At 56.9% G+C, this 21,522-nt stretch carries 22 protein-coding genes; 13 read left to right on the plus strand and 9 right to left on the minus strand.

Annotated features, from left to right (window positions below):
• Window positions 1-4: 4 nt before the first annotated feature.
• Complete coding sequence (locus HRR99_RS11505; RefSeq protein WP_111837679.1) at window positions 5-907, minus strand: branched-chain amino acid ABC transporter permease; 903 nt, start codon at window positions 905-907, stop codon at window positions 5-7.
• A gap of 358 nt (window positions 908-1,265) precedes the next feature.
• Between HRR99_RS11505 and cysQ the strand changes: the two genes are divergently transcribed.
• The 3 genes from cysQ to sciP all read left to right on the plus strand — a co-directional run bounded on the left by cysQ (window position 1,266) and on the right by sciP (window position 3,780).
• Window positions 1,266-2,039, plus strand: coding sequence for a 3'(2'),5'-bisphosphate nucleotidase CysQ (gene cysQ / locus HRR99_RS11510; RefSeq protein WP_233121787.1), 774 nt, complete (start codon window positions 1,266-1,268; stop codon window positions 2,037-2,039).
• An 89-nt stretch (window positions 2,040-2,128) separates the two neighbouring features.
• A complete protein-coding gene (locus tag HRR99_RS11515) occupies window positions 2,129-3,169 on the plus strand; it encodes a DUF2793 domain-containing protein (protein ID WP_233121788.1) in 1,041 nt (346 codons plus the stop codon).
• A 335-nt stretch (window positions 3,170-3,504) separates the two neighbouring features.
• The gene (gene sciP / locus HRR99_RS11520) at window positions 3,505-3,780 is read left to right on the plus strand and encodes a CtrA inhibitor SciP (protein WP_027675777.1); all 276 of its coding nucleotides are present in this window, start codon (window positions 3,505-3,507) and stop codon (window positions 3,778-3,780) included.
• Window positions 3,781-4,163: 383 nt separating this feature from the next.
• Here sciP and HRR99_RS11525 read toward each other — a convergent pair whose 3' ends face one another.
• Window positions 4,164-4,514, minus strand: a complete 351-nt coding sequence (locus tag HRR99_RS11525) for a flagellar export protein FliJ (RefSeq protein ID WP_111837676.1) — start codon at window positions 4,512-4,514, stop codon at window positions 4,164-4,166.
• A 442-nt stretch (window positions 4,515-4,956) separates the two neighbouring features.
• Here HRR99_RS11525 and ctrA point away from each other — a divergent pair, with 442 nt between their 5' ends.
• Together ctrA and HRR99_RS11535 are read left to right on the plus strand one after the other, a co-directional pair.
• The gene (gene ctrA, locus HRR99_RS11530) at window positions 4,957-5,661 is read left to right on the plus strand and encodes a response regulator transcription factor CtrA (protein ID WP_003491823.1); all 705 of its coding nucleotides are present in this window, start codon (window positions 4,957-4,959) and stop codon (window positions 5,659-5,661) included.
• A 111-nt stretch (window positions 5,662-5,772) separates the two neighbouring features.
• Complete coding sequence (locus tag HRR99_RS11535; protein WP_233121789.1) at window positions 5,773-6,282, plus strand: GNAT family N-acetyltransferase; 510 nt, start codon at window positions 5,773-5,775, stop codon at window positions 6,280-6,282.
• Between the two features lie 69 nt (window positions 6,283-6,351).
• Here HRR99_RS11535 and chpT read toward each other — a convergent pair whose 3' ends face one another.
• Window positions 6,352-7,002, minus strand: coding sequence for a histidine phosphotransferase ChpT (gene chpT / locus HRR99_RS11540; RefSeq protein ID WP_111837674.1), 651 nt, complete (start codon window positions 7,000-7,002; stop codon window positions 6,352-6,354).
• A gap of 312 nt (window positions 7,003-7,314) precedes the next feature.
• Between chpT and HRR99_RS11545 the strand changes: the two genes are divergently transcribed.
• The 3 genes from HRR99_RS11545 (at window position 7,315) to HRR99_RS11555 (ending at window position 9,631) form a co-directional block, all read left to right on the plus strand.
• A complete protein-coding gene (locus HRR99_RS11545) occupies window positions 7,315-7,911 on the plus strand; it encodes a DUF1134 domain-containing protein (RefSeq protein WP_162694354.1) in 597 nt (198 codons plus the stop codon).
• A 165-nt stretch (window positions 7,912-8,076) separates the two neighbouring features.
• Entirely contained in the window at window positions 8,077-9,186 is a 1,110-nt protein-coding gene (locus HRR99_RS11550) for a coiled-coil domain-containing protein (protein WP_233121790.1), read from the plus strand.
• Window positions 9,187-9,391: 205 nt separating this feature from the next.
• Window positions 9,392-9,631, plus strand: a complete 240-nt coding sequence (locus HRR99_RS11555; RefSeq protein WP_233121792.1) for a hypothetical protein — start codon at window positions 9,392-9,394, stop codon at window positions 9,629-9,631.
• A gap of 39 nt (window positions 9,632-9,670) precedes the next feature.
• On the opposite strand, the gene HRR99_RS11560 is transcribed toward HRR99_RS11555, so the two are convergent.
• A complete protein-coding gene (locus HRR99_RS11560) occupies window positions 9,671-10,558 on the minus strand; it encodes a DMT family transporter (protein ID WP_233121793.1) in 888 nt (295 codons plus the stop codon).
• 223 nt (window positions 10,559-10,781) lie between these two features.
• On the opposite strand from HRR99_RS11560, the gene HRR99_RS11565 reads away from it, so the two are divergent.
• Together HRR99_RS11565 and HRR99_RS11570 are read left to right on the plus strand one after the other, a co-directional pair.
• Window positions 10,782-12,080 (plus strand): adenylosuccinate synthase, encoded by a 1,299-nt coding sequence (locus HRR99_RS11565; RefSeq protein WP_112498525.1) that lies wholly within the window; start codon window positions 10,782-10,784, stop codon window positions 12,078-12,080.
• Between the two features lie 70 nt (window positions 12,081-12,150).
• Window positions 12,151-14,400 carry a hypothetical protein gene (locus HRR99_RS11570; protein ID WP_233121794.1) on the plus strand — a complete coding sequence of 750 codons (2,250 nt, stop codon included), beginning with the start codon at window positions 12,151-12,153 and terminating at the stop codon, window positions 14,398-14,400.
• Window positions 14,401-14,510: 110 nt separating this feature from the next.
• On the opposite strand, the gene rpoH is transcribed toward HRR99_RS11570, so the two are convergent.
• From rpoH to HRR99_RS11585, 3 genes are all read right to left on the minus strand, one after another.
• A complete protein-coding gene (gene rpoH, locus HRR99_RS11575) occupies window positions 14,511-15,413 on the minus strand; it encodes an RNA polymerase sigma factor RpoH (protein WP_111837669.1) in 903 nt (300 codons plus the stop codon).
• Window positions 15,414-15,592: 179 nt separating this feature from the next.
• The gene (locus HRR99_RS11580) at window positions 15,593-16,375 is read right to left on the minus strand and encodes a class I SAM-dependent methyltransferase (RefSeq protein ID WP_111837668.1); all 783 of its coding nucleotides are present in this window, start codon (window positions 16,373-16,375) and stop codon (window positions 15,593-15,595) included.
• 285 nt (window positions 16,376-16,660) lie between these two features.
• Window positions 16,661-17,683 (minus strand): RluA family pseudouridine synthase, encoded by a 1,023-nt coding sequence (locus HRR99_RS11585; RefSeq protein WP_233121796.1) that lies wholly within the window; start codon window positions 17,681-17,683, stop codon window positions 16,661-16,663.
• 39 nt (window positions 17,684-17,722) lie between these two features.
• Between HRR99_RS11585 and HRR99_RS11590 the strand changes: the two genes are divergently transcribed.
• From HRR99_RS11590 to HRR99_RS11600, 3 genes are all read left to right on the plus strand, one after another.
• Complete coding sequence (locus HRR99_RS11590; RefSeq protein WP_233121797.1) at window positions 17,723-18,103, plus strand: hypothetical protein; 381 nt, start codon at window positions 17,723-17,725, stop codon at window positions 18,101-18,103.
• Window positions 18,093-18,938, plus strand: coding sequence for a TrmH family RNA methyltransferase (locus HRR99_RS11595; protein ID WP_233121799.1), 846 nt, complete (start codon window positions 18,093-18,095; stop codon window positions 18,936-18,938). The genes HRR99_RS11590 and HRR99_RS11595 overlap by 11 nt, the downstream gene beginning before the upstream one ends.
• A 101-nt stretch (window positions 18,939-19,039) precedes the next feature.
• The gene (locus HRR99_RS11600; protein WP_045228516.1) at window positions 19,040-19,624 is read left to right on the plus strand and encodes a transglycosylase SLT domain-containing protein; all 585 of its coding nucleotides are present in this window, start codon (window positions 19,040-19,042) and stop codon (window positions 19,622-19,624) included.
• A 132-nt stretch (window positions 19,625-19,756) separates the two neighbouring features.
• Here HRR99_RS11600 and HRR99_RS11605 read toward each other — a convergent pair whose 3' ends face one another.
• A complete protein-coding gene (locus tag HRR99_RS11605; RefSeq protein ID WP_233121800.1) occupies window positions 19,757-20,368 on the minus strand; it encodes an alpha/beta hydrolase in 612 nt (203 codons plus the stop codon).
• Between the two features lie 55 nt (window positions 20,369-20,423).
• Window positions 20,424-21,365, minus strand: coding sequence for a VOC family protein (locus HRR99_RS11610; protein WP_233121801.1), 942 nt, complete (start codon window positions 21,363-21,365; stop codon window positions 20,424-20,426).
• Window positions 21,366-21,522: the final 157 nt, after the last annotated feature.

The raw sequence follows: 21,522 nt of genomic DNA on the forward strand, positions 1-21,522 counted from the left end.
GATCTTAAACCTTCTCGACTTCCGGACGGCCCAGAATACCGGTCGGCTTGAAAATCAGCACGAAGGCAAGAATTCCGAATGCGGCAACGTCCTTATAGGCGATGGAGAAATAAGCCGACCACAGGCTTTCGATGAGGCCAATCAGCAAACCACCCAGTACGGCGCCCGGCAGCGAGCCGATGCCGCCAAGAACAGCCGCCGTGAAGGCCTTCACGCCCGGAATGAAGCCGTCGTTGAAGGAAGCAACGCCGTAATACATCAGATACATGGTCCCTGCCACGGCAGCGAGCGCTGCCCCCATGACGAAGGTGATGGAAATCGTGCGGTCGACATCCACACCCAGAAGGGCCGCCATTTTGCGATCCTGCTCGGTTGCGCGCTGTGCACGGCCAAGCGGCGTCTTGTTGACGATATACCAGAAGGCGAACAGCAGAACCGAGGTGATGGCCACGATGATGAGCTGCTTCAGCGAAATGGTGATCGCGCCGAAATGGTAGGTTTCGGTCACCAGCGTCGGGATCGGCTTGTTGCGCGGGCCCTGGGTGACCTGAATGAAGTTGGACAATGCAATCGACATACCGATGGCGGTGATCAGTGGCGCGAGGCGGAACGAGCCGCGCAGCGGACGATAGGCCACACGCTCGATCGCCCAGTTCCACAATCCGGTCATCAGCATGGCGACAACCATCATGACCAGAAGCAGGATTGCGACCGGAATACCGGCGAAAAACGTCGTGAGAATAAGAAAAACGATCAGGGCAGCGAAGCCGCCAAGCATGAAAATATCGCCGTGGGCGAAGTTGATCATGCCGATGATGCCGTAAACCATCGTATAGCCAATAGCGATAAGGCCATAGATCGATCCAAGAGTCAGCCCGTTTATGAGCTGCTGGATAAAATACTCCATATCTTTCCCCCGGACCCGCTCTCATAGGGAACAGGTCTCGTTTATGTTGATTCCGGGGGCTGCATTATCTGTCCCCCTTGGTTAAAACCCATATCGCGTTCGGACGAAATGTGAAGTCAAAAATCTGTAAAACAGCTTTTTATTTGGTATTTCCCCATGGAATGGCGCAGCAAGCCTCACAAAGGTCAGAATTTTGGCAACCGCTGCCGTAAAAAGCGGCTCATAACCACGCAAAACTTGCTGCGACAGCACATATGACCCATCACCAGCGCATGAGACGTCGCGTTGTAAATTGCGTGACGAAAGCTTATGTCGTCTCTGCCGGAGATTGCATCCGGCGAGCGCCAAAGGGACTTCGATGCTCGACATATTAACAGCGGCGACCTTGAGGGCTGGCAAAGAGATCATGTCGGTTCGTGCCGCGGGTCCGCATGTCACCTACAAAAATGACTGTTCGCCAGTGACCGAAGCCGACCAGCGAGCCGAAGACGTTATCCTGGAAGCGCTGGCGCAGCATTTCCCGGACATTCCCATCATCGCCGAAGAGGCTGCGGCCAATGGCGTCGTGCCCGAGGCGCATGACGAATTCTTTCTGGTGGATCCGCTGGATGGCACCAAGGAGTTCATCTCCGGCAAGCAGGATTTTACCGTCAATATCGCTCTTGTGCGTGATGGGACGCCTGTTCTGGGCGTCGTTTATGCTCCGGCACTGAAGGTGCTATGGACAGGTGATGGCAACGTTGCCTGCAAGGTCCAGATATCCGAAGACTTCGAGCAGATAGATGTCCGCAAGGTGCGCTGCCGCGCCAAGCCGACCATCCCCATCGCCGTCATCAGCCGCTCGCACTGTACGCCGAAGACGGAAGCCTTCGTGGCAGAGCATGGATTGATCGACAGTATCTCCATCGGTTCATCGTTGAAGTTCTGCATGCTGGCGGAAGGCGCTGCCGACGTCTATCCGCGCTTCAGCCGCACCATGATGTGGGATACGGCAGCGGGTGACGCGGTGCTGCGCGCAGCGGGTGGCATCACGCTGGATATGGCCGGTCTGCCGCTGCGATATGAGGTGCTGGATGGCGACGAAGACGCCCTGGCCAACCCCGATTTCATTGCCTGGGGCGCCGCTCCCTAAGCGGCCCGAATTTTTTCAAATTTTTTTTGATTTTTTCTCAATGGTCCTCCGCGTGGCCGCACAATCTCCAGCGCAACGGAGATCGACCCATGACGGAACAGACCACGAGACTTGAACTTCCCTTTATTCTGCCCTCGCAGGCGCAGAAACACGTGACCCATAACGAGGCGCTGCAACGGCTTGATGCCATCACCCAGATGGTGATCCGCAGCGAGGCCAGTACCCCGCCACAGACGCCGGATGAAGGCGACTGCTTTCTAATATCGGCATCCCCCACCGGTGATTGGGCGGGCAAAAGCGGCAAACTGGCGTCCCGGCAGGATGCCGGGTGGCTTTACATCTCCCCGCGCGAAGGCTGGCAGGCATGGTTTGCCGATTCCGGTCGCCTGAAAGCGCTACAGAATGGCGCATGGCAGGTCCTCCACCTGCCCGATAGTGCCAGCTTCCAGCAACTCGGCATCAACGCCACGGCTGACGCATCGAACCGGCTTGCCGTCTCGTCCCCCGCCAGCCTTTTTACCCATGCGTCCACGGGCGGCGGGCACCAGATGAAGGTGAACAAGGCAACAGCGGCAGAGACCGCCTCACTGCTGTTTCAATCCGGCTGGAGCGGACGTGCGGAGATGGGACTGGCTGGCAATGACAGCTTCTCCATCAAGACCAGCGGCGACGGCAGCAAATGGACGACGGCGCTGAGCATTTCTGGGGAAGGTCACGTCTCCATGCCTGCACGGCCCGTAGCACGCGCCGGGCGCGCGGCAGGCAATGTTGCCCACGCGGCGGGCTCCGCCTCCGGCTTCACCGACCTTCCCGTTCAGCAGGGCGGCTTCGCGCTCGGCAATGTCGTGACAGATACACTGAAGGAATTGCGAGTACCGGTGACGGGTCTTTACACGGTCACCCTGTCACTCGCCGTCGTCTCCTCCTCGGGGCACGGTGTCGCGATTAGGATCAACGGCGCGGCAAGCTCCTTTGCCATCAATGGCACGACATCGGCGGCCAACAGCCTGCAATCGGCAAGCTTCACAATTGCGCTCAACGCAAACGACCGCCTGTCGCTGGGTCATACCGGCACATGCCAGTTAGCATACGGAGCGGGAAAAACCGAGTTGTCGCTGACGATGCTTTAAACAGCTAGCCACCACGCCCTGTCGCCGCGTCGAAAGACCGGCGGCAGGAACGCTACCGGAGAGAGTGAAAAAAGCACGATGAGGAGGCCTCAAGTCGCTGCCTGCCAGTCGAACGCGAATATTATGAAATTCAGATATGACTTTATTTCACAAAAACTGGCACAAAAAACGACAAAAGCATTTTTTCTTTACCCGCAGGAATCCAGCAAAGCTCGAACAAATCAGGCGAAACCATTCAAATTCTTAACAAATTGTCTCTGACTGCTTAGGTAATTTTTAAAGGTACGGCCCTAGAGTGCATCTGCATATGGTCTTGAGTTTGTGTAGAGTGTCCAATGACCGAAATGATACGCCCACGAGTTAAATATGTCATCGGCCCCGATGGCAGCCCTCTTACGATTGCCGACTTGCCCCCTGCGGACACGCGCCGCTGGGTCATTCGTCGAAAGGCAGAGGTTGTCGCCGCGGTACGAGGAGGACTATTGAGCCTCGAGGAAGCCTGCGAACGTTACACACTGACAGTTGAGGAGTTCCTCTCCTGGCAGTCTTCTATCAGTGACCACGGCCTTGCCGGTCTGCGCACCACGCGTATCCAGCAATACCGCCACTAGTTTACGCGTTCCCCTCAGGGAAAGCATCGACAAAATGAAGCGTCACCTTTCTCCAATCTCGGGGAAGAGTGGCGCTGATTTGTTTGGCCCGGCAAAAAATGCGATGGTTCTGATCAGAACCAGTTGCTCGCGCGGGTGATTTTTGGCGCAACGCCCAACTCCCCCAAATTGCTCATTAACAGCCCATCATCCTGAGAACATCACCGCTTTTCATCGCATAAAAAACCGCCCGGAGATCGAGCGGTTTTTTCGTTTTGAAACCTGTCTGCCAAGTCATCAAGAAGATTGGCAACCGACGACGAGACATGACGTCACGTCATTGAAAGCAGCCTCCTGATCCACAGGCCACCGTCAATGAGGACGTTTCGTTTCTTCGTAACGGTTCAGGCCCGAGCGCGAATCGCCACGTCGCGATTTTCAAGAGCAGACGCTCTTTCGAACTCGGCCTGCACTTCTTCCAGCACCGTCTCGGCTGCTTCTTCCTGCATCTTCAGTTCACGAATGGAAACCTGAAGATTATCCGCGCGCTGGCGAGCAGCTTTCGCGAATGTCGGATAGGCAAAGTGCGTCGGATCGGTAATGCCCGATTTGCTCTCCTCCAGAGAAATCTGATGGACCAACTCCTTGGCCATTCGTTCGAATTCGGACATCATCATCTGCAATTGCTGCAACTGACGACGTTTTTCGTTGACCTGAAATTCCTTCAGGCGAACTAGGCTGTCACGCGACTTCATACGCAATACTCCGTGGATAGCGAGACCCCGGTCATAACTGGAACCGACCCTTCACTCCGGCCTGTGCCGGAATGTTCCCGAAAAGTTACTCGACGTTAATAAAAAATAGGCGTCGTTAACCTTTCGTTTACGGGCATCGTTAATGATAAGGCAGATCATTTAAAGGTCGGTAAACGCCAAGTCCGAAAAAGCGGACACGACAATGTAGGAGTCGATTGAATCACTTAACGGGATTTGTTCACGTTATGATTCAAGTTTGGTGATGCGGATTCACGTTTGATAACAGCACGCTGGAGCCATTATTTAATAAATTCTGCACACCTTGCCAAAGGTAATTAGAATTTGTTAACCATTTGGTGGCAGCCTGCAAATCAGGCAACGACTGGATCCGTATCGCGCAAAAGGCAATCATTTACCTTCCGCGGCGGCAAAGGGGATAATTATGCGGGTTCTACTAATCGAAGACGACAGCGCAACAGCTCAGAGCATTGAGCTGATGCTGAAGTCGGAAAGTTTCAATGTTTACACGACCGACCTCGGAGAGGAAGGCGTGGACCTTGGAAAACTCTACGATTACGACATCATTCTGCTCGACCTCAACCTCCCCGATATGTCGGGTTACGAGGTTCTGAGAACGCTTCGCCTGTCCAAGGTAAAGACGCCAATCCTGATTCTCTCAGGCATGGCGGGTATCGAAGACAAGGTTCGCGGCCTCGGTTTCGGCGCAGACGACTACATGACGAAGCCTTTCCACAAGGATGAGCTCGTCGCTCGCATTCACGCGATCGTTCGCCGTTCCAAGGGCCATGCCCAGTCGGTCATCTCGACGGGCGAACTGATCGTCAATCTGGATGCCAAGACGGTTGAAGTCGGCGGTCAGCGCGTTCACCTGACTGGCAAGGAATACCAGATGCTGGAGCTGCTTTCGCTCCGCAAGGGCACCACGCTCACCAAGGAAATGTTCCTCAACCACCTCTATGGCGGTATGGACGAGCCTGAACTGAAGATCATCGACGTTTTCATCTGCAAGCTGCGCAAGAAGCTGGCAAATGCTGCAGGCGGCGCGAACTACATCGAAACCGTCTGGGGCCGTGGCTACGTGCTTCGCGAGCCCGATGGCGCGACGGAATTCCTAGAGACTGCTTGATCCTACAACCAAGCATGATCCCCAAAAAAACCGCCCTCAACAGGCGGTTTTTTTCGTTTTCAACCATGATTTTAAGTGTCACCAACTCCCCTCATTTCAGGAGCGTTCGCCATGAGATTGAGAAACGCGGTTTCAGCCGATGCTTCGAGCCTCGCGGCCCTTTCAATGGAAGTCTGGGTCGGCACCTATCTGCGAAAGGGGATCAGCAGCTTTTTCGCGGATTACGCGCTCGCGGAATTTACGGTAGCCAAATTTCGAGCTGTTATCGAGGCCGAAGATGACATCCTCATCGTCTCTGACAACGACGAAGGTATCGACGGCTTCATCCGCGTGACGTTCGACAGCCCCTCACCCGGACCGGACGGCTCACGGACCGAGATTAAGACACTGTACGTCCAGCCAAGACACCATGGAAAAGGGATCGGCAAAGCTCTGTTGAAGGAAGCACTTGCGGCCTGCGCAGCACGTGGATGCGGCTCGGTCTGGCTGGCGGTTAATTCCGAGAATACCGCAGCACTCGCTTTTTATCTGGCAAACGGCTTCCAATCCGTCGGCCAGACACATTTTCGCATCGCAGATCAAGCCTATCTCAATGAAGTGATGACACGACAGCTACCGTGATGCGGTGAGCGCAGACGTGACAAAACGGGCCGCCAGCGGCAGCCCGTTGCATATCTCAAGAAAAACGAATCAGGCGGCTTCGACCATTTTCGCGCTGAAGACGATTCGGTCTTCGTGGACTTCATATTCGATCTTCATGCCGGATTCTTCCGCCATCAGCAGCGTGTAGTAGGGCTGGACCGAATGGGCGTCGACGGCTTCTTCTTCCGTGCCCTCGGCAAGCGCTACGAATTTTGCAGGAAGGCGCATCATCCGGCCTTTGACTGCGATTTCGAAGCGTGCATCCGTTTCAGGGTTTTCCAGCGTGATATCGACATTACCGCCGCGTGGAATGGCGCTGTAAGCAACGAGAAACAGGTTGAGCAGCAGTTTTACGCGGTTCTTGGGAACGATGGCGCGTGGGCCTGTCCAGGTTACCTCGGCCTTCTTTTCCGCAGCAGCGAAGTCCTTGGCGGCCTTTTCGGCCTCGCCCGTATCGATGGACGCACCGGCGGAGCCCGAAGCACCGAAGGCCAAACGAGCGAACTTGAGGCGTACGGATGCGTTGACTGCGGATGTGCGAATGAGATCGAGTGCGTCGGCATCCGAGCCGCCTTCGTCGAGAAGCTCCAGTCCGTTGTTGATGGCACCCACGGGAGAGATCACATCATGGCACACGCGACTGCACAGAAGCGCCGCCAGATCGGGGCCGGACAGCGTCAGATTAGGTTTGCTCGTCATAAAATTCTCTCCTGCGCAAGTCTGCGCGGACCGTGTGGAAGTTATTAAGCCATAATGACACCATATTTGGTAAACCGATTGTTAATATCATGGTTTCAAAATGCCAAATGTCTAAGAGTCCGTTTGGAAACTCGGCGGCGGAGATTCGACGAATGATTTTTGTGGCTGACAAGGAGAAGATCGTAGGCGATATCTTGTGATATCGGCAAGATTTTCGACGCAGTCTGGCGCGAAAAGCATCGACGAATCGACCCGTCCGAGGTTTTCAAACGGACTCTTACAGGGCAAAACGAACGAAACAGACGGACGGAATTGACGATGCGACTTACCGAACTCCGCACCATCGCACGCCTCGGACTGGTAAAGATTTTCGTGGTACTCGCGAGCCTTTGCGTGTCTGCCGCGCATGCCTCTGCCCAAAGTAGCGACCAATATTCCATTCAGGAAATTGTTGACGCTGGCCACGGCTTCTTTGGCGAAACCACCGGCGGTCTGGCAAAGGTGGTGGAACGCGCCTTCCAGCAATACGGCCTGCCCAATGGTTATATCCTCGGACAGGAAGGCTCCGGTGCCTTCGTGGCCGGTCTGACCTATGGCGAAGGCCAGCTTTACACCAAGAATGCCGGTCAGCACCCCGTCTTCTGGCAGGGCCCTTCGCTGGGTCTGGACTACGGCGGACAGGGCACACGCGCCATGATGCTGGTTTATAACCTCCCTGCCGTCAATTCGCTCTACCGTCGCTATGGCGGCGTCAGCGGCTCGGCCTTCATCGTGGCTGGCGTTGGCATGACCGTGCTGAAAAACAGCGACGTGACGATTGCCCCAATCAGAACCGGTATCGGCGCACGCCTCGGCATCAATGTCGGCTATCTGAAACTGACACCGCAGCCGACATGGAATCCCTTCTGATTCGCAATCGACACCGATTCGCGTAAAATGCGGTTTAAGGCCGCCCTTGGCGGGATAAGGCCTGGCGCAAGATTGGTGTGAGAGAAATCGCGCCTTGAGAATAAGCCGTGATGCTGATGACCTCGTGGAGGTCCGGCATTGCGTTTGTGAGTGGAGACGACCTGCGTGATCGAGTACGCCCTTCTTTTCGGCCTGGGTTTTCTCTCTGCCATTTTGCTCGTTTCGTTGATGGCACCCGCCATTCATCGCCGCATCGTCGTTTATACGGAGAAGCGGCTGCGCGCGACGATGCCAATCAGCCCGCAGGAAGTTCGCGCCCAGAAAGACATGGCGCGCGCGCTCTACGCTGCTGAAAACGCCCGCACGCGGCAGGAACTGGATGCCGAGCGTGAAAAGGCGCTGTCCCTGAAATTCAGGAACGACAACGCCGTAACCGATGCGAGCAAGCTTCTGGGCGAGACGCGTGACCTGAAAACGCAGTTGGAGCAGATGACGCTGGAAGCCAACGACCTGCGCGCCAAGGCTCGCCGTCACGAAGATGCAGCCGCACGTCTAAAGGCAGCGCTGAACGATGCCGAGGAAACCGCTCTTTCCAGAACACACGAAATTTCCAGCCTGACCAAACGCGTCAGCGCCATCTCGCGTGAACTCGACGATCTTAAAATCACCCTGTCGGCCCGAGAAATCGAAGTGGAGCAGGCCAAGCACAAAACGGCCTCCTGGCGCCGGGAGCGGGAAAGTCTGACCAAGGAACTCGAAGAGGCCAACGCCAAGAACCGTGAAGCGGCCAACCACATGAACCGCGAGAGCCGCAAGGTCGCACGGCTGGAAGAGCAGCTGGCGCAGGAAGCCGCTAGAGCCGCCGATCATGAGACGCTGCTGGAACGCCGTGCGCAGGAAGTGGCCCGCCTGAAAGAACGCGTAGCAGGTATCAGCGAGACAGCAGCCGTCGAGCCCATAGCGGCGGTCGCAGCGCCTCTCATCCAACTTGGCGACAAGGCGGCAACGCCGGATAGGCTTGCCCGCGAAATCGAGGATATCCGCAATCAGGGAACGGCACTGACCGAGCGCTTGCTGAACGGAAAAGGCAACGGCAACGATGAAGCCATCCGCCGCGAGATATCGCAGATTGCCGCACGGATGATCGCGCTGACCGCCGCACAGGAAGGCGAGACATCACCGGTTCACACCATGATCGCAGATGTGGGTGAGGACGGCGGGCGGAAAAACCTAGCCAACCGCGCCATCGACGCCATGGGGCAGCTGAAAAACTGACCGTTTTCGACGCCTCAACAAAAAAATCGAGATAGATCGCTTTAAAAATAAAGACCGATAAAATTGTACCTATCGGCTTAAATCCCCCGCAAACAGTGCCCTGTAATGTGGTTGTCAGTGGCGCCGAACAGAGATGTTGGCGCAAACAACAACAAGCGGAAAGACCGGCAGCAGACCGGCCAACGTAAAAAAACGGGGTATGAACATGTTCAAGAAGCTTTTTGCCGCTGCCATCTGCGGCGCTGTCATCGCCTCGATCTCCACGCATGCAGATGCAGCCGGCCCCGGTGGTTTCGCGCGCGGATTTGCCAAGGTCGAACACGAGGTGGTCACGTCAGTTGCGCCAATGACCAGCGCCGACACCATCGACATCTCACGCCAGCAGGCCCTCTCGGCCCTCGATCAGTATTTCAAAGGCTTCGATCAGTCGCCCGACGCCCGCTAAGCCCATTCACACCATCATGACTGACTTGCCGCCGGCTCCTTATGGGACCGGCGGTTTTTTTCGTTCTGCAACAGCAATACCACCCAGCGTCAGCGATAGCGCGATGATCTGATAGGGGTGCAGCACCTCACCCAAAATCATCACCGATAAAAGCGTGCCGAAGACCGGAATGAGGTTGATGAACAAGCCCGCACGGTTGGGGCCGATGCGTTCCACACCCAGAATGAAGCATATCTGCGCAATGAGCGAGGCAAACAGCGCGGTGTAAAGCGCGATTACCCAGCCCTTCGCGTCCGGCCAAACAGCCGTTTCCTTGGCGACTTCCCAGAGCATCAGGGGCGCCGACGTCACGAGCGCGCCGATAGCCGGAATGGCCATCAGCGTCCGCCAATTGACCACGGGTTTCCAGCGCAGCATCACAGTGTAGACGGCGTAGGACAGCACCGCGAGCAGCATGATCGCATCACCGACATTCATCTGTAACTGAACTAGAGACATCAGGTCGCCGTGCGACGCGAGAAGGCTCACACCTGCAATGGTCAGGAAGAAGCCGATGATCTGTCCAGCAAAAATCTTCGTTCGAAACAGGATGAAATTCAGCGCAAAGATCACCATCGGAATGCCCGCCTGAATGACGGCAACGTTGATGGCGGAGGTGTATCTAAGCGCAGTGTAAAGAGCCGCATTGAAGCAGGTGTAGCCGATGGCGCCCAGAACGAAGAAATAGGGCAGCTGCTTTTTTACAACCGGCCAGTCCCGCACCAGTTGCGGCAGGGAGATCGCGAGAATGATGACCACCGCCAGCGTCCATCGCAGAAAGGTCAGTACCATGGGGCTTACATGCCCGACGGCCAGCTTTCCAGCCACGGCATTTCCGCCCCAGCACAAGGTGGCGATGATCAGGACGAGATACGCTCTTGAAGTCACGGAGATTTCGACTTTCGACTGGATGCCCAAGGCTGTTCTGCACCGCCGATTCGCGTTCTGCAAGCGCAGATGACGCACCTGAAATGGCTTCACCGCTGAAATGCCTCGGAAAAAGCAAGGTTTCGCCGCATAAACAGGGTCGCTTTCCGCAAAACAACGCAGTATACATTCGCGGGTTTGAGTTAGGGGCGTTTTTTTGGCGCCATGAGCAGGAAAGCAAGAAATGACGAATGTCGTGGTGGTCGGCTCGCAGTGGGGCGATGAAGGCAAGGGTAAGATCGTTGACTGGCTGTCGGAGCGTGCGGACGTCGTCGTTCGCTATCAGGGCGGTCACAATGCGGGTCATACGCTTGTTATCGATGGCGTCAGCTACAAGCTGTCGCTTTTGCCTTCCGGTGTCGTGCGTCCGGGCAAACTTGGCGTTATCGGCAACGGTGTCGTTGTCGATCCACATGCGCTGATTGCCGAAATCGGCCGTCTGGAAGCGCAGGGCGTAACCGTTACGCCTGACAATCTGCGGATTGCCGACAATGCGACCCTCATCCTCTCCCTGCACCGCGAACTGGACGGCATGCGCGAAGACGCAGCCTCCAACAGCGGCACGAAGATCGGCACCACCCGTCGCGGCATCGGCCCCGCCTATGAAGACAAGGTTGGCCGCCGCGCCATTCGCGTCATGGATCTGGAAGACACTGAAGCGCTGGCCGCCAAGGTCGACCGCATTCTGACGCACCATAACGCGCTTCGTCGCGGTTTCGGTGCAGCGGAAGTCAGCCACGAAACAATCATGGAAGAACTGACGTCGGTTGCCGACCGCATCCTGCCCTTCAGCGAAACCGTGTGGCTGCTGCTGGACAAGAAGCGTCGCGCTGGCGAGCGTATCCTGTTCGAAGGCGCACAGGGCTCGCTGCTCGACATCGACCACGGCACATATCCCTATGTAACCTCATCCAACACCGTTGCCGGACAGGCAGCTGCCGGTTCCGGCATGGGTCCGGGCTCGCTCGGCTACATTCTCGGCATCACCAAGGCCTACACGACGCGCGTCGGCGAAGGCCCGTTCCCGACGGAATTGCACGACGAAGTCGGCCAGTTCCTGGGCGAAAAAGGCCACGAATTCGGCACCGTGACAGGTCGCAAGCGCCGTTGCGGCTGGTTCGACGCCGCACTGGTACGCCAGTCGGTTGCAACCAACGGCATTACCGGCATCGCGCTGACCAAGCTCGACGTTCTTGACGGTCTCGAAGAGCTGAAGATTTGCGTCGGCTACAAGCTGGACGGTCAGGAAATCGATCATCTTCCAGCAAGCCAGGGCGCCCAGGCGCGGGTCGAGCCTATCTATGTGACGCTGGAAGGCTGGAAAGAATCGACGGTCGGTGCCCGCAAATGGGCGGATTTGCCTGCTCAGGCTATCAAATACGTTCGTCAGGTCGAAGAACTGATCGGCGCACCGGTTGCGCTTCTTTCTACAAGCCCTGAGCGAGATGACACAATACTTGTGACTGATCCATTTGAGGATTAATGTCCTCTGCGATCGAGTTTCATAAACCATATCGGGCCAGTACGTCGTTGGCCTCGACGAGAAAGTGCTTATGGCGGATTTTGTAGCAGTCATTCGCAAGGCCGTGGATGGCTTGGCGAACAATACTCCCGAAAACCGGGCGAGGGTATACGACAAGGCGCGTAGCGCAGTCGTGCGCCAGCTTGAAAACATGAAGCCGCGCCCGCCGGAAGAATTGTTGAAGCGGCAGATCCTCAAGCTCGATACGGCAATTGCCGAAGTTGAAGGAGAATATTCCGAGGCCCTACCGGCTGCGGAAGAAGAAGAGCAGTCCTACATTGCACCCGCAGTACCGGTTGCCACACCCGTGGCACCGGATACGACCTCTCCCTATTACGAAGAAGAGGTCGCCAGAGACCAGCACGACGAACAGGATGAGGCCGTCGAGCCGGAACCCGTCTACGCTGCACCTGTCGAAGAAGAACCAGCACCGCAATATTCTACCTACAGCGAAGAGCCCGCCGTAGAAGAGCGCTATGTAGAGCCTGAGCCAGACTATGTGGCACCGGAAGCGGAAACGAAGAGCTACTTCACCACTGCGCAGGAAGAGCCTCGCTATGAAGAGGACGTATACGAGCCTGTAGCAACGACAGAGCCGGAGCCCGTCGCCGCTGAAGAAGAGCATGCGCATGAACACTGGGTTGGGCAGGATACGCCCGCTGAACAGGCATGGGCTTACGAAGCCGATGAGCCTGCGCCACATGCGTCCGAAGATCGGCATGCAGAGCCGGTGAAGCATGCGGAAGACGATGTTTTCCACGAAAACACGCCGCTTCCCTACGCAGCCAGCTATGCAGCCCCCTCGCCTTACTACCAGGATGTGAACCCAGACGCTTCCCGCGAAGAACAGCGCAACGAAGAGGTTCATTTTGGCGAAGCTCCGCAGTTCGGTGAAGAGGTGGATCATCACCCGGAGCCCAAGGCGGACGCACAGAAGCCATCCCCTGCAGTCGTTGAGGATTACTCGACATACTTCGATGACGCTGCACTCGATCTTCCCCCGAAAACCAGCCCCGGTCTGCCACGCGCCGACAACGATCCCTTTGCCCCGCAGGCAGCCCAGAAGGACGATAAGGAACGTACCCCCTGGGACGATCTGGAAGAGCTGATCGGCTACGACGGCGCTTCCGGCAATTCCTCGACCAGCAATGGCAGAAGCGATTTCGATTCGGGCGTTGCGGCGGATGGAATTCCGGCTGCGGCCTATAGAACCAAGAAAAAGCCGCGCCGTAACTACGGCGCGATGGTGCTTTCGCTTGGCGGCATTCTGCTTCTGGCTGGTGGTGCCTATGCGATGTGGGTCAACCGTGACGCCTTGAACGACATGGTCGGCGGGCTCGTGCAGTCTGCGCAGACCGGCACCGCGACAACGACGACCCCACCCCAGACGACGTCCAACACGACCACAACACCTCCTGCGACGACACCTGCACAGCCGACAAGCACCAATGGCCAGCAACCAGCCACGCCGACGCAGACTGCGGCTGTGGATGATGGTTCCGTTAGCGGCACCAAGTTCACCCAGCGCCTTCTGACCGATGGCACGGAAAAGGACGAGGGCGCAGGCCCCGGCGCCAACGGCCAGCCGGTGACGGCTGAAGGCCAGTCCGTCTACGTACAGAACGAAGAGGCGCCTGCAGCACCAGCTGCAAACACGCCAGCGGGTGCTGCTGCACCGGCTGGGCAGACACCGGCCGCGCAACAGCCTGCTGCCGCCGCAGCATCGGGCCATCGCATGTTCCTTTATGAGGAAGTGCTGGGCCAGACCGTTCCGACCGCCATCGAAGGATCGGTCTCATGGTCGCTGCAAAATGAGCAGGATGCCAATGGCAAGCCTTCCCCAACGGTTCAGGGTCAGATCACCATTCCGGGCCGTGGCCTCAGTGCTTTGATCACCTTCAAGCGCAACACCGACCCATCCCTGCCCGCCAGCCATCTGGTCGAGATCGTTTTCTCGGTCGGTTCCGGTTTCGAGGGTGGAGCGATCGACAGCGTTCAACGCATTGCGATGAAGAGCACCGAGCAGGATCGCGGAAACGCCCTGATTGCGGTTCCAGCAAAGATCACGGACGATTTCCACATGATCGCGCTCAACGACTTCCCGGATGCGTTGAAGACCAATCTGGAATTGATGCGCACCCGGGACTGGATCGATATCCCCGTATCCTACCGAAACGGTCGCCGCGCGTTGTTGACACTCCAGAAGGGTGCAGACGGCAAGGCGGCTTTCGAGACGGCTCTGCGCGAATGGAGTGCAGCGGTTCCTACGACCGGTCAGTAGTATCGTCAGTATCAAAATGAAAAAGGCCCCGGATGCGATCATCCGGGGCCTTATTTTTATATGTAAGTGATGCGCACCTGGTGCCGGAGAACCGTCTACAAAACGTCGCCTTAAGCGTCGACGACACGCAGAGCCTTGGCCGCCTCCAGCGCTTCCTTCTGGACAGCTTCCTGAACCTTTTCGAAAGCGCGTACTTCGATCTGGCGCACGCGCTCGCGGCTGATATCGAACTCGGTAGACAGGTCTTCCAGCGTAACAGGATCTTCCGACAGGCGGCGCGCCTCGAAAATTCGGCGTTCGCGCTCGTTCAACACGCCCATGGCCTTCGCCAGCATGCGTCTACGCGTATCGAGTTCGTCCTGCTCGATCAGCACGGTTTCCTGACTGTCGTGGTCATCGACCAACCAGTCCTGCCATTGGCCCGCTTCGCCTTCCGCAGCCTTGATCGGCGCGTTGAGCGATGCGTCGCCGTGCAGGCGGCGGTTCATCGAAATGACCTCTTCTTCCGACACCTGAAGCTTGGTCGCGATTTCGGTTACATGCTCCGGCTTCAGATCGCCGTCGTCGATAGCTTGTATCTTGCCCTTGAGGCGACGCAGGTTGAAGAAGAGGCGCTTCTGATTGGCCGTCGTGCCCATCTTCACCAACGACCATGAGCGCAGAATGTATTCTTGAATGGACGCCTTGATCCACCACATGGCATAGGTCGCCAGACGAAAGCCGCGCTCGGGGTCGAATTTCTTGACCGCCTGCATCAGGCCCACATTGCCTTCGGAAACCACTTCGCCAATCGGCAGGCCATAGCCGCGGTAGCCCATGGCGATCTTCGCCACGAGACGCAGGTGACTCGTCACAAGCCTGTGTGCTGCATCGCGGTCACCATGTTCGGCATAACGTTTGCCAAGCATGTATTCTTCCTGCGGCTCCAGCATCGGGAACTTGCGGATTTCATCGAGATATCGATTAAGACCGGCTTCACCGGCGGTAATGGAAGGCAAACTATTGCGGGCCATAAAGCACCCCCTTATCTTTGTTCTAGGCTGGATCCCCTTTTGGGCGAACCAAAGTCGCGGGTCGAATTTCGACCCCGCACGAACCCAATTGTCAGATATGTATTGCGCGCACTCGATTCAAGCGCGCGCAAGCTTGGCACGTTATAAAATAACTCTGCCTTGGTTACCCTGAAAACTTGTCAGCGATAAATTCGTTCCGAAAAATTCGTGAGGCCGGACCGGATCATCAACTCGTAGATCATGCGACGACCCATGGGATTGTGTAGCCGCGTGACCTTTGCACCCAGAAACTCCGTTTCCACATGCTCGAAAGCAAGCAGTTCCGGCGCCTGTGTGACCACCTTTTCATAGTAGTCGTGATATTCGCGGCGACACACATAGGTCTTGTATTTCGTCATGCAAAAGGCACTGAAGTGATCACCGTGTTGGCGAAGGAAGTCCGCGACACCAACGGTAACTTCAGGCCATTGCGGATTGAACGTATCGTCAAATGCGATAATGCCATGATCGGCCAGAACATCCATCGCCAGCCTGCTGTCAGCCAGAACGTGATGCAGCATATGGCCGCCATCGACGCTGAAAAATCGGACCCTGCCAACCTTCTCCAGAATCTGGTCCGGCGTCAATTGCGTGCTGTCGCCCTTGATCACAAGGTTTTCATCGACCTTCAGGTCAAGACGTTTACCGTTGTCCAGAAAACGCTCGTATTGGCGGCATTCGCCATCGGCGTCGTTGAGGTCGAACAAATCAACCGCCAGCACATCGCCATCATTGCCTATGGCCTTGCGAAGGAGAAAGTAAGAACGGCCATAGAAGACACCGATCTCGGCAACTCCTCCTTTCAGTGACTTTTTCTGCTGAGCATGGAGTAGCGACGTAAAAACAAGAGCATCGGGAGGATCAATATAACCTTCGATTTTTTGTAGGTCATGAAAGATGAATTTACGGTCATTCACGTTCATTGCGCCTTACCCCTGTTTTCTGCATGTGGAATAGCAGGTTGAAGGAAATTTCAATCTAAGATAGATTTATTATTAACGCCGGTTGCCGTTTCTATACTGCTTGTTGCAATGCAAAAAACTAAGAATAATTGAAGCGAAATTGAGACAAATTGTTTTTACTTAACATTCACGAATTCGACTAAGCTAATTTTCGTATGTTATTTGATACTTAGGCGAATGTTCTCCAACACGAATGGCGCCGGTGAGACGTTCTCACCAGCGTAAACGTGTCGTCATTTGGGCGTGTCAGGCGCGCAGAACGACCGCCAGGGCATCCATATCGTCAGGCATATCCGTCTCGAACTCCATCACCTCACCGGTGCGGGGATGTTCGAATGCGAGCAAGTAGGCATGCAGGGCCTGGCGCGGAAACAGGTTGACCACATCTCTGGCATCATCCGGCAGAAGGTTGGCCTTGGTTCGGAAGGCCGCGCCATATTCCGGGTCACCGATCAGCGGGTGGCCGATATGGGCCATATGAACGCGGATCTGATGGGTGCGGCCTGTTTCAAGCCGGCATTCCACCAGCGAGGCAAGGCACGTCGCATCCGGCTTTTCGTGATAGCGCTCGATCACCTCGTAATGCGTAATCGCCTCGCGCGCGTCGTTGGAGTCTTCGTTTTTCACCGCACGCTTGGTGCGGTCGGCACCGCGGCCAAGCGGCGCATCGATGGTGCCGCGCAAGGTTTTCGGACGCCCCCAGACGATGGCTTTATAGGCGCGCTCTAGCGGCCCCGTGCGACCGTGGTCGGCAAATTGCGCAGCCAGATGCCGGTGGGCATTGTCGTTCTTGGCAACCACCATCACGCCGCTGGTTTCCTTGTCCAGACGGTGCACGATGCCGGGGCGCTTGACGCCGCCAATGCCGGAAAGACTATCACCGCAATGGTGGATCAGCGCATTGACCAGCGTTCCGGTCCAGTTACCGGCACCGGGATGCACGACGAGGCCAGGCGGCTTCAAAAGCACGATGAGGTCTTCGTCTTCATATTCCACCTCGAGCGGAATATCCTCACCCTTGGGTTCCGGGTCTTCCGGCTCCGGCATGGTGATCTCGATGCGGTCGCCCGGATGCACCTTCTTCTTCGGCTCGGTGATAGGCTTCTCATTCAGAAAAACCGCGCCCTGCTCGATCAACGCCTTGATGCGGCTGCGCGACAGATCGCCACCGACTTCGGCTGCCAGCCATGCATCGAGGCGTCCTTCGGCATCTTCCCCGGCAATCAGGACTTTCCTTGCGTCTCCGCCTTGTTTAAAGGGGTCGTTCATTCTTATTTTCCGATCACTCAACAATATCCAAGGATCCCGATGACGCAGATCGAGCAAGCCGAACAGGACGACCAGCCGTTAGACCCGGCCATGGAAAAAGTTCGCCGCAAGATGATCCGTTTGCAGATCGTGTCGGGCTCCGTAATGTTCATCAGCCTTATGGCTGTCTTCGGTGCGGTTGTCTATAAGGCGGTCGGCCCGTCCAAGACGGCGACAAGCGCAGCAACGAACACCGTTCCTTCGGACGCGCCGGTCGCTGCCACCGCAAGTCTGCCACAGGGCTTCACCATCGAAAACGTCTCTTTCGCCAATGGCGACATGCTGTTTTACGGACGTCTTGCCAATGGCACGCGCAAAGCACTGGTGTTCAACGTGCAGGCCGGTCGCTTCGTCGCAGACATTACCATCGATGCCCGTTGATTTGCCTGATATCAGAACCTTTATCCCGATAACGCAGGCCGACGATCCGCGCATCGCCGATTTCCGTGATGTGAAGGAGCGCGACCTGACCGGCAGGCAGGGCCGCTTCATCGTCGAAGGCACGGTCGTTCTGCGCATGCTGGCCGCAGCGCACAAAGCTGGCGGCGACTTCGCGGCTGAAAGTATCCTTATCCTCGAGAACCGTCTGGCAGGCATCGCCGACATTCTCGATGCCTTCCCGGCTGATGTGCCGGTCTATGTGGCGAAGGCCGAGGTGCTGGATGCCATCGTCGGGTTCCACCTGCACAGGGGCATTCTGGCGATCGGAAAGCGGACAAGCGAAAACGACCTGACGGCGAACATCCGGCAATTGCCTGACACCTCGCTCGTGCTGGTTGGCTGTGGCATTTCCAATCATGATAATCTCGGCGCCATGTTTCGCAACGCCGCCGCTTTTTACGCCGATGCGGTGTTCATGGACACCACCTGCTGCGATCCGCTCTATCGCAAGTCCCTGCGCGTCTCGGTCGGCTCGGTCTTATCGGTCCCATACCATCGCGGCGGAAGCGCCGTTGGCATGCTGGAAACGCTGGCGACTGAAGGCTTCGATATCTGGAGCCTTTCCCCGGCGGGCACTGCGGAAATCCGCGATATACCCGCATCGGCCAGAATGGCGCTCGTCATCGGCACCGAGGGGGACGGACTGCCGCAGGACGTGCTGTCCCGCTTCCACACCGCCCGCATCGCCCAGTCGCCGCAACTCGATAGCTTGAATGCCGGAACGGCGTCGGGGCTGGCGCTCTATCAGATGGCAAGCGCCATGGGCCGCATCTGATTGTAAATGAAACCTTAATAGATCGCATTTGCATTAACCTTGTCTCAAAACCGACCGTTAAGATTTACAATTTAGTAATGAGCGGAACGAGAGGTTTCGCGATGCGTGGCGTATTTGTCGTCGTTTTTCTTTTGACTGTTCTGGCTGGCTGCGCGACGGCTCCGTCGCAGATCACCAATGCTTGTGCGATCTTTGAACAGCGAAACGGCATGTTCAACAACTGGAAAAAAGATGCGCAGGCGGCAGAGCGGGAGTTCGGCGTGCCGGTGCCGGTTATGATGGCCACCATCTACACCGAATCCAGCTTCCAGCCCTATGCCCGCCCGCCGCGCAACAAGCTCTTCGGCTTCATTCCCTGGGGGCGTAAATCCACCGCCTATGGCTATGCCCAGGCGCTGGATGGCACGTGGAAGGTCTATCAGCGCGAGACAGGCCGCTGGAACGCCAGCCGCACGGATTTCACCGACGCCATCCACTTCGTCGGCTGGTACCACGCGAAGAGCAACCGCCAGAACGGCATCGCGCTGAACGATCCTTACAATCTTTATCTCGCCTATTATTCCGGCCACGCGGGCTATTCGAACGGAGTGTGGCGCAACAACCGAGCCATCCAACAGGCCGCCCGCCGCTCCGCCAATATGGCCATCCGCTACGAGAAGCAGTTGCAGGATTGCGGGTACCGGTAAGGCCTTTAGAGCACGGGCAGTGTGCTAAGTCCTCCCGTTTCGTCATGCTCGGGCCTGTCCCGAGCATCTGCTACCTATCCAGTTTTGCAACGTGAGTGGATCCTCGGCACAAGGCCGAGGATGACGACAGGGTTACATGTAAGGTGCCAGAAACACCTTCGCCTCTTCAATTTCATTCCCGCGAATGTCATGACCACCAGCGTGCCATTCCATCTCAACTTCACCGCCCTGTGCCTTGAAATAATTCGCCAGACGATTGGTCAACGGCATCGGGCAGATCGGATCACGTTCCCCTGCCGTTATCAGCACCCGGCGAGAGTCTGGCGCTGGCGCGGGCTTCGGGTCGAACGGAATGAGTGGGTGCATCAACACCGCTGCGTCGAACAGGTCAGGGAATTCGATCAGGACGTTCGCCAGAATATTCGCACCGTTGGAGAAGCCGAGGCCCAGCACAAGACCCGACTCGTGATAATCGCGGTTGGCCGTCACGAAGGCTGCCATCTGCTGCGTGGCACGATCGAGGTCGGCCATGTCATAGACGCCTTCCGCCGTTCGGCGGAAAAAGCGCGCTGCACCGAACTCTGCGACATCGCCCCGGGGCGATATGACAGTCGCGTTCGGCAACAGGCGGGCACCGAAATCGAAGAACTGATTTTCATCGCCGCCCGTGCCGTGAAAGACGAAAAAAGCGGGCCGGCCCGGCGCCCCGGCGCGGGCCTTGTGAATGTAGCTATCCTTGCTCATGGACATGTCTCCCTTGAAGGGCTTGCGGCGATAGCGCCACAAGCCTTCACGTCAGTTACTTTGCGCTATCGTCCAGCGGTTCCAGATGCTGCTCCAGCGTGGCGCGCAGATGTGCGTGCTGCGAAGGCAATTGCAGCGCCTCGCCCAAATGCGCCGTGTCCTCGTCACGGTCGAAGCCGGGCTCGTTGGTGGCAATCTCGAACAGAACGCCACCGGGCGTGCGGAAATAGATCGCCCAGAAGTAATCACGGTCGATGACCGGCGTGACCTGATAACCCGTATCCATCAGAGCCTTGCGGACTTCCAGCTGCTTCTCACGGTTTTCGACCGCAAAGGCGATATGGTGGACAGAACCGGCACCAGCCCGTGCGCCTGAAATATTCGGCATGGTTTCAATGTCGATGACATCGGCCCCATTGCCGCCGGGCATGCCCAGCCGCAACACGCCATCCTGGCGGTCCACTTCCTGGTACCCCATGAACTTCAACAGTTCAGCTGTGGCACCCTCATCCTGAAGGCGCAGCGAAGCGCCCTGAAAACCCCTGATGGCCTGATCTTCGCCAACGCCATTGGCGGTCCATTGCGCGCGCTCGTCGTCCTTGATTTCCACCAGCGCAAAGCCATCGCCATCAGGACCGGCAAAATGCAGGCGCTTGTTGCCAAAGGCTTCATCGGCCTTCAAGCCATCGACATTGGCCTTGATGAAACGATCTTGCCAGTAACCCAGAGATCCCTCGGGCACGGAAAACAACGTGGTACCGACTTCGCCAGTGCCCTGGCGACCGCGCGCAATGTGCGGGAACGGAAAGTACGTCATGACCGAGCCGGGCGTGCCGACTTCGTCACCGTAATAGAGGTGATAGACATCGGGCGCATCGAAGTTTACGGTCTTTTTGACCCGGCGCAGGCCGAGCGTGTCGGTGAAGAAACGGTTGTTACCACGCGCACTCGCGGCCATGGATGTCACGTGGTGCAAGCCTTTGATCTGGTTCAGCATCTTAAACCCCTGGATATTGGCGGGCTCGCGGAAAGCGATGCCCTTCGTTCATGGGCTCAAGATGGTGCAGATGACGGCGTTCGTAAAGACAGAACGCTCAGAACGGATTGTTCTCAATTTGGAGACGGTAGCGTGAACTGTTCAGCAGATAGTACGC

It is taken from the genome of Agrobacterium vaccinii (genome assembly GCF_021310995.1).
Classification (GTDB): Bacteria; Pseudomonadota; Alphaproteobacteria; order Rhizobiales; family Rhizobiaceae; genus Agrobacterium; species Agrobacterium vaccinii.

Coding starts and splice junctions, on each gene's coding strand:
- HRR99_RS11505 (WP_111837679.1), bottom strand. CDS start 907: ATGGAGTATTTTATCCAGCAGCTCATAAACGGGCTGACTCTTGGATCG.
- cysQ (WP_233121787.1), top strand. CDS start 1,266: ATGCTCGACATATTAACAGCGGCGACCTTGAGGGCTGGCAAAGAGATC.
- HRR99_RS11515 (WP_233121788.1), top strand. CDS start 2,129: ATGACGGAACAGACCACGAGACTTGAACTTCCCTTTATTCTGCCCTCG.
- sciP (WP_027675777.1), top strand. CDS start 3,505: ATGACCGAAATGATACGCCCACGAGTTAAATATGTCATCGGCCCCGAT.
- HRR99_RS11525 (WP_111837676.1), bottom strand. CDS start 4,514: ATGAAGTCGCGTGACAGCCTAGTTCGCCTGAAGGAATTTCAGGTCAAC.
- ctrA (WP_003491823.1), top strand. CDS start 4,957: ATGCGGGTTCTACTAATCGAAGACGACAGCGCAACAGCTCAGAGCATT.
- HRR99_RS11535 (WP_233121789.1), top strand. CDS start 5,773: ATGAGATTGAGAAACGCGGTTTCAGCCGATGCTTCGAGCCTCGCGGCC.
- chpT (WP_111837674.1), bottom strand. CDS start 7,002: ATGACGAGCAAACCTAATCTGACGCTGTCCGGCCCCGATCTGGCGGCG.
- HRR99_RS11555 (WP_233121792.1), top strand. CDS start 9,392: ATGTTCAAGAAGCTTTTTGCCGCTGCCATCTGCGGCGCTGTCATCGCC.
- HRR99_RS11565 (WP_112498525.1), top strand. CDS start 10,782: ATGACGAATGTCGTGGTGGTCGGCTCGCAGTGGGGCGATGAAGGCAAG.
- HRR99_RS11570 (WP_233121794.1), top strand. CDS start 12,151: ATGGCGGATTTTGTAGCAGTCATTCGCAAGGCCGTGGATGGCTTGGCG.
- rpoH (WP_111837669.1), bottom strand. CDS start 15,413: ATGGCCCGCAATAGTTTGCCTTCCATTACCGCCGGTGAAGCCGGTCTT.
- HRR99_RS11580 (WP_111837668.1), bottom strand. CDS start 16,375: ATGAACGTGAATGACCGTAAATTCATCTTTCATGACCTACAAAAAATC.
- HRR99_RS11585 (WP_233121796.1), bottom strand. CDS start 17,683: ATGAACGACCCCTTTAAACAAGGCGGAGACGCAAGGAAAGTCCTGATT.
- HRR99_RS11590 (WP_233121797.1), top strand. CDS start 17,723: ATGACGCAGATCGAGCAAGCCGAACAGGACGACCAGCCGTTAGACCCG.
- HRR99_RS11595 (WP_233121799.1), top strand. CDS start 18,093: ATGCCCGTTGATTTGCCTGATATCAGAACCTTTATCCCGATAACGCAG.
- HRR99_RS11600 (WP_045228516.1), top strand. CDS start 19,040: ATGCGTGGCGTATTTGTCGTCGTTTTTCTTTTGACTGTTCTGGCTGGC.
- HRR99_RS11605 (WP_233121800.1), bottom strand. CDS start 20,368: ATGAGCAAGGATAGCTACATTCACAAGGCCCGCGCCGGGGCGCCGGGC.
- HRR99_RS11610 (WP_233121801.1), bottom strand. CDS start 21,365: ATGCTGAACCAGATCAAAGGCTTGCACCACGTGACATCCATGGCCGCG.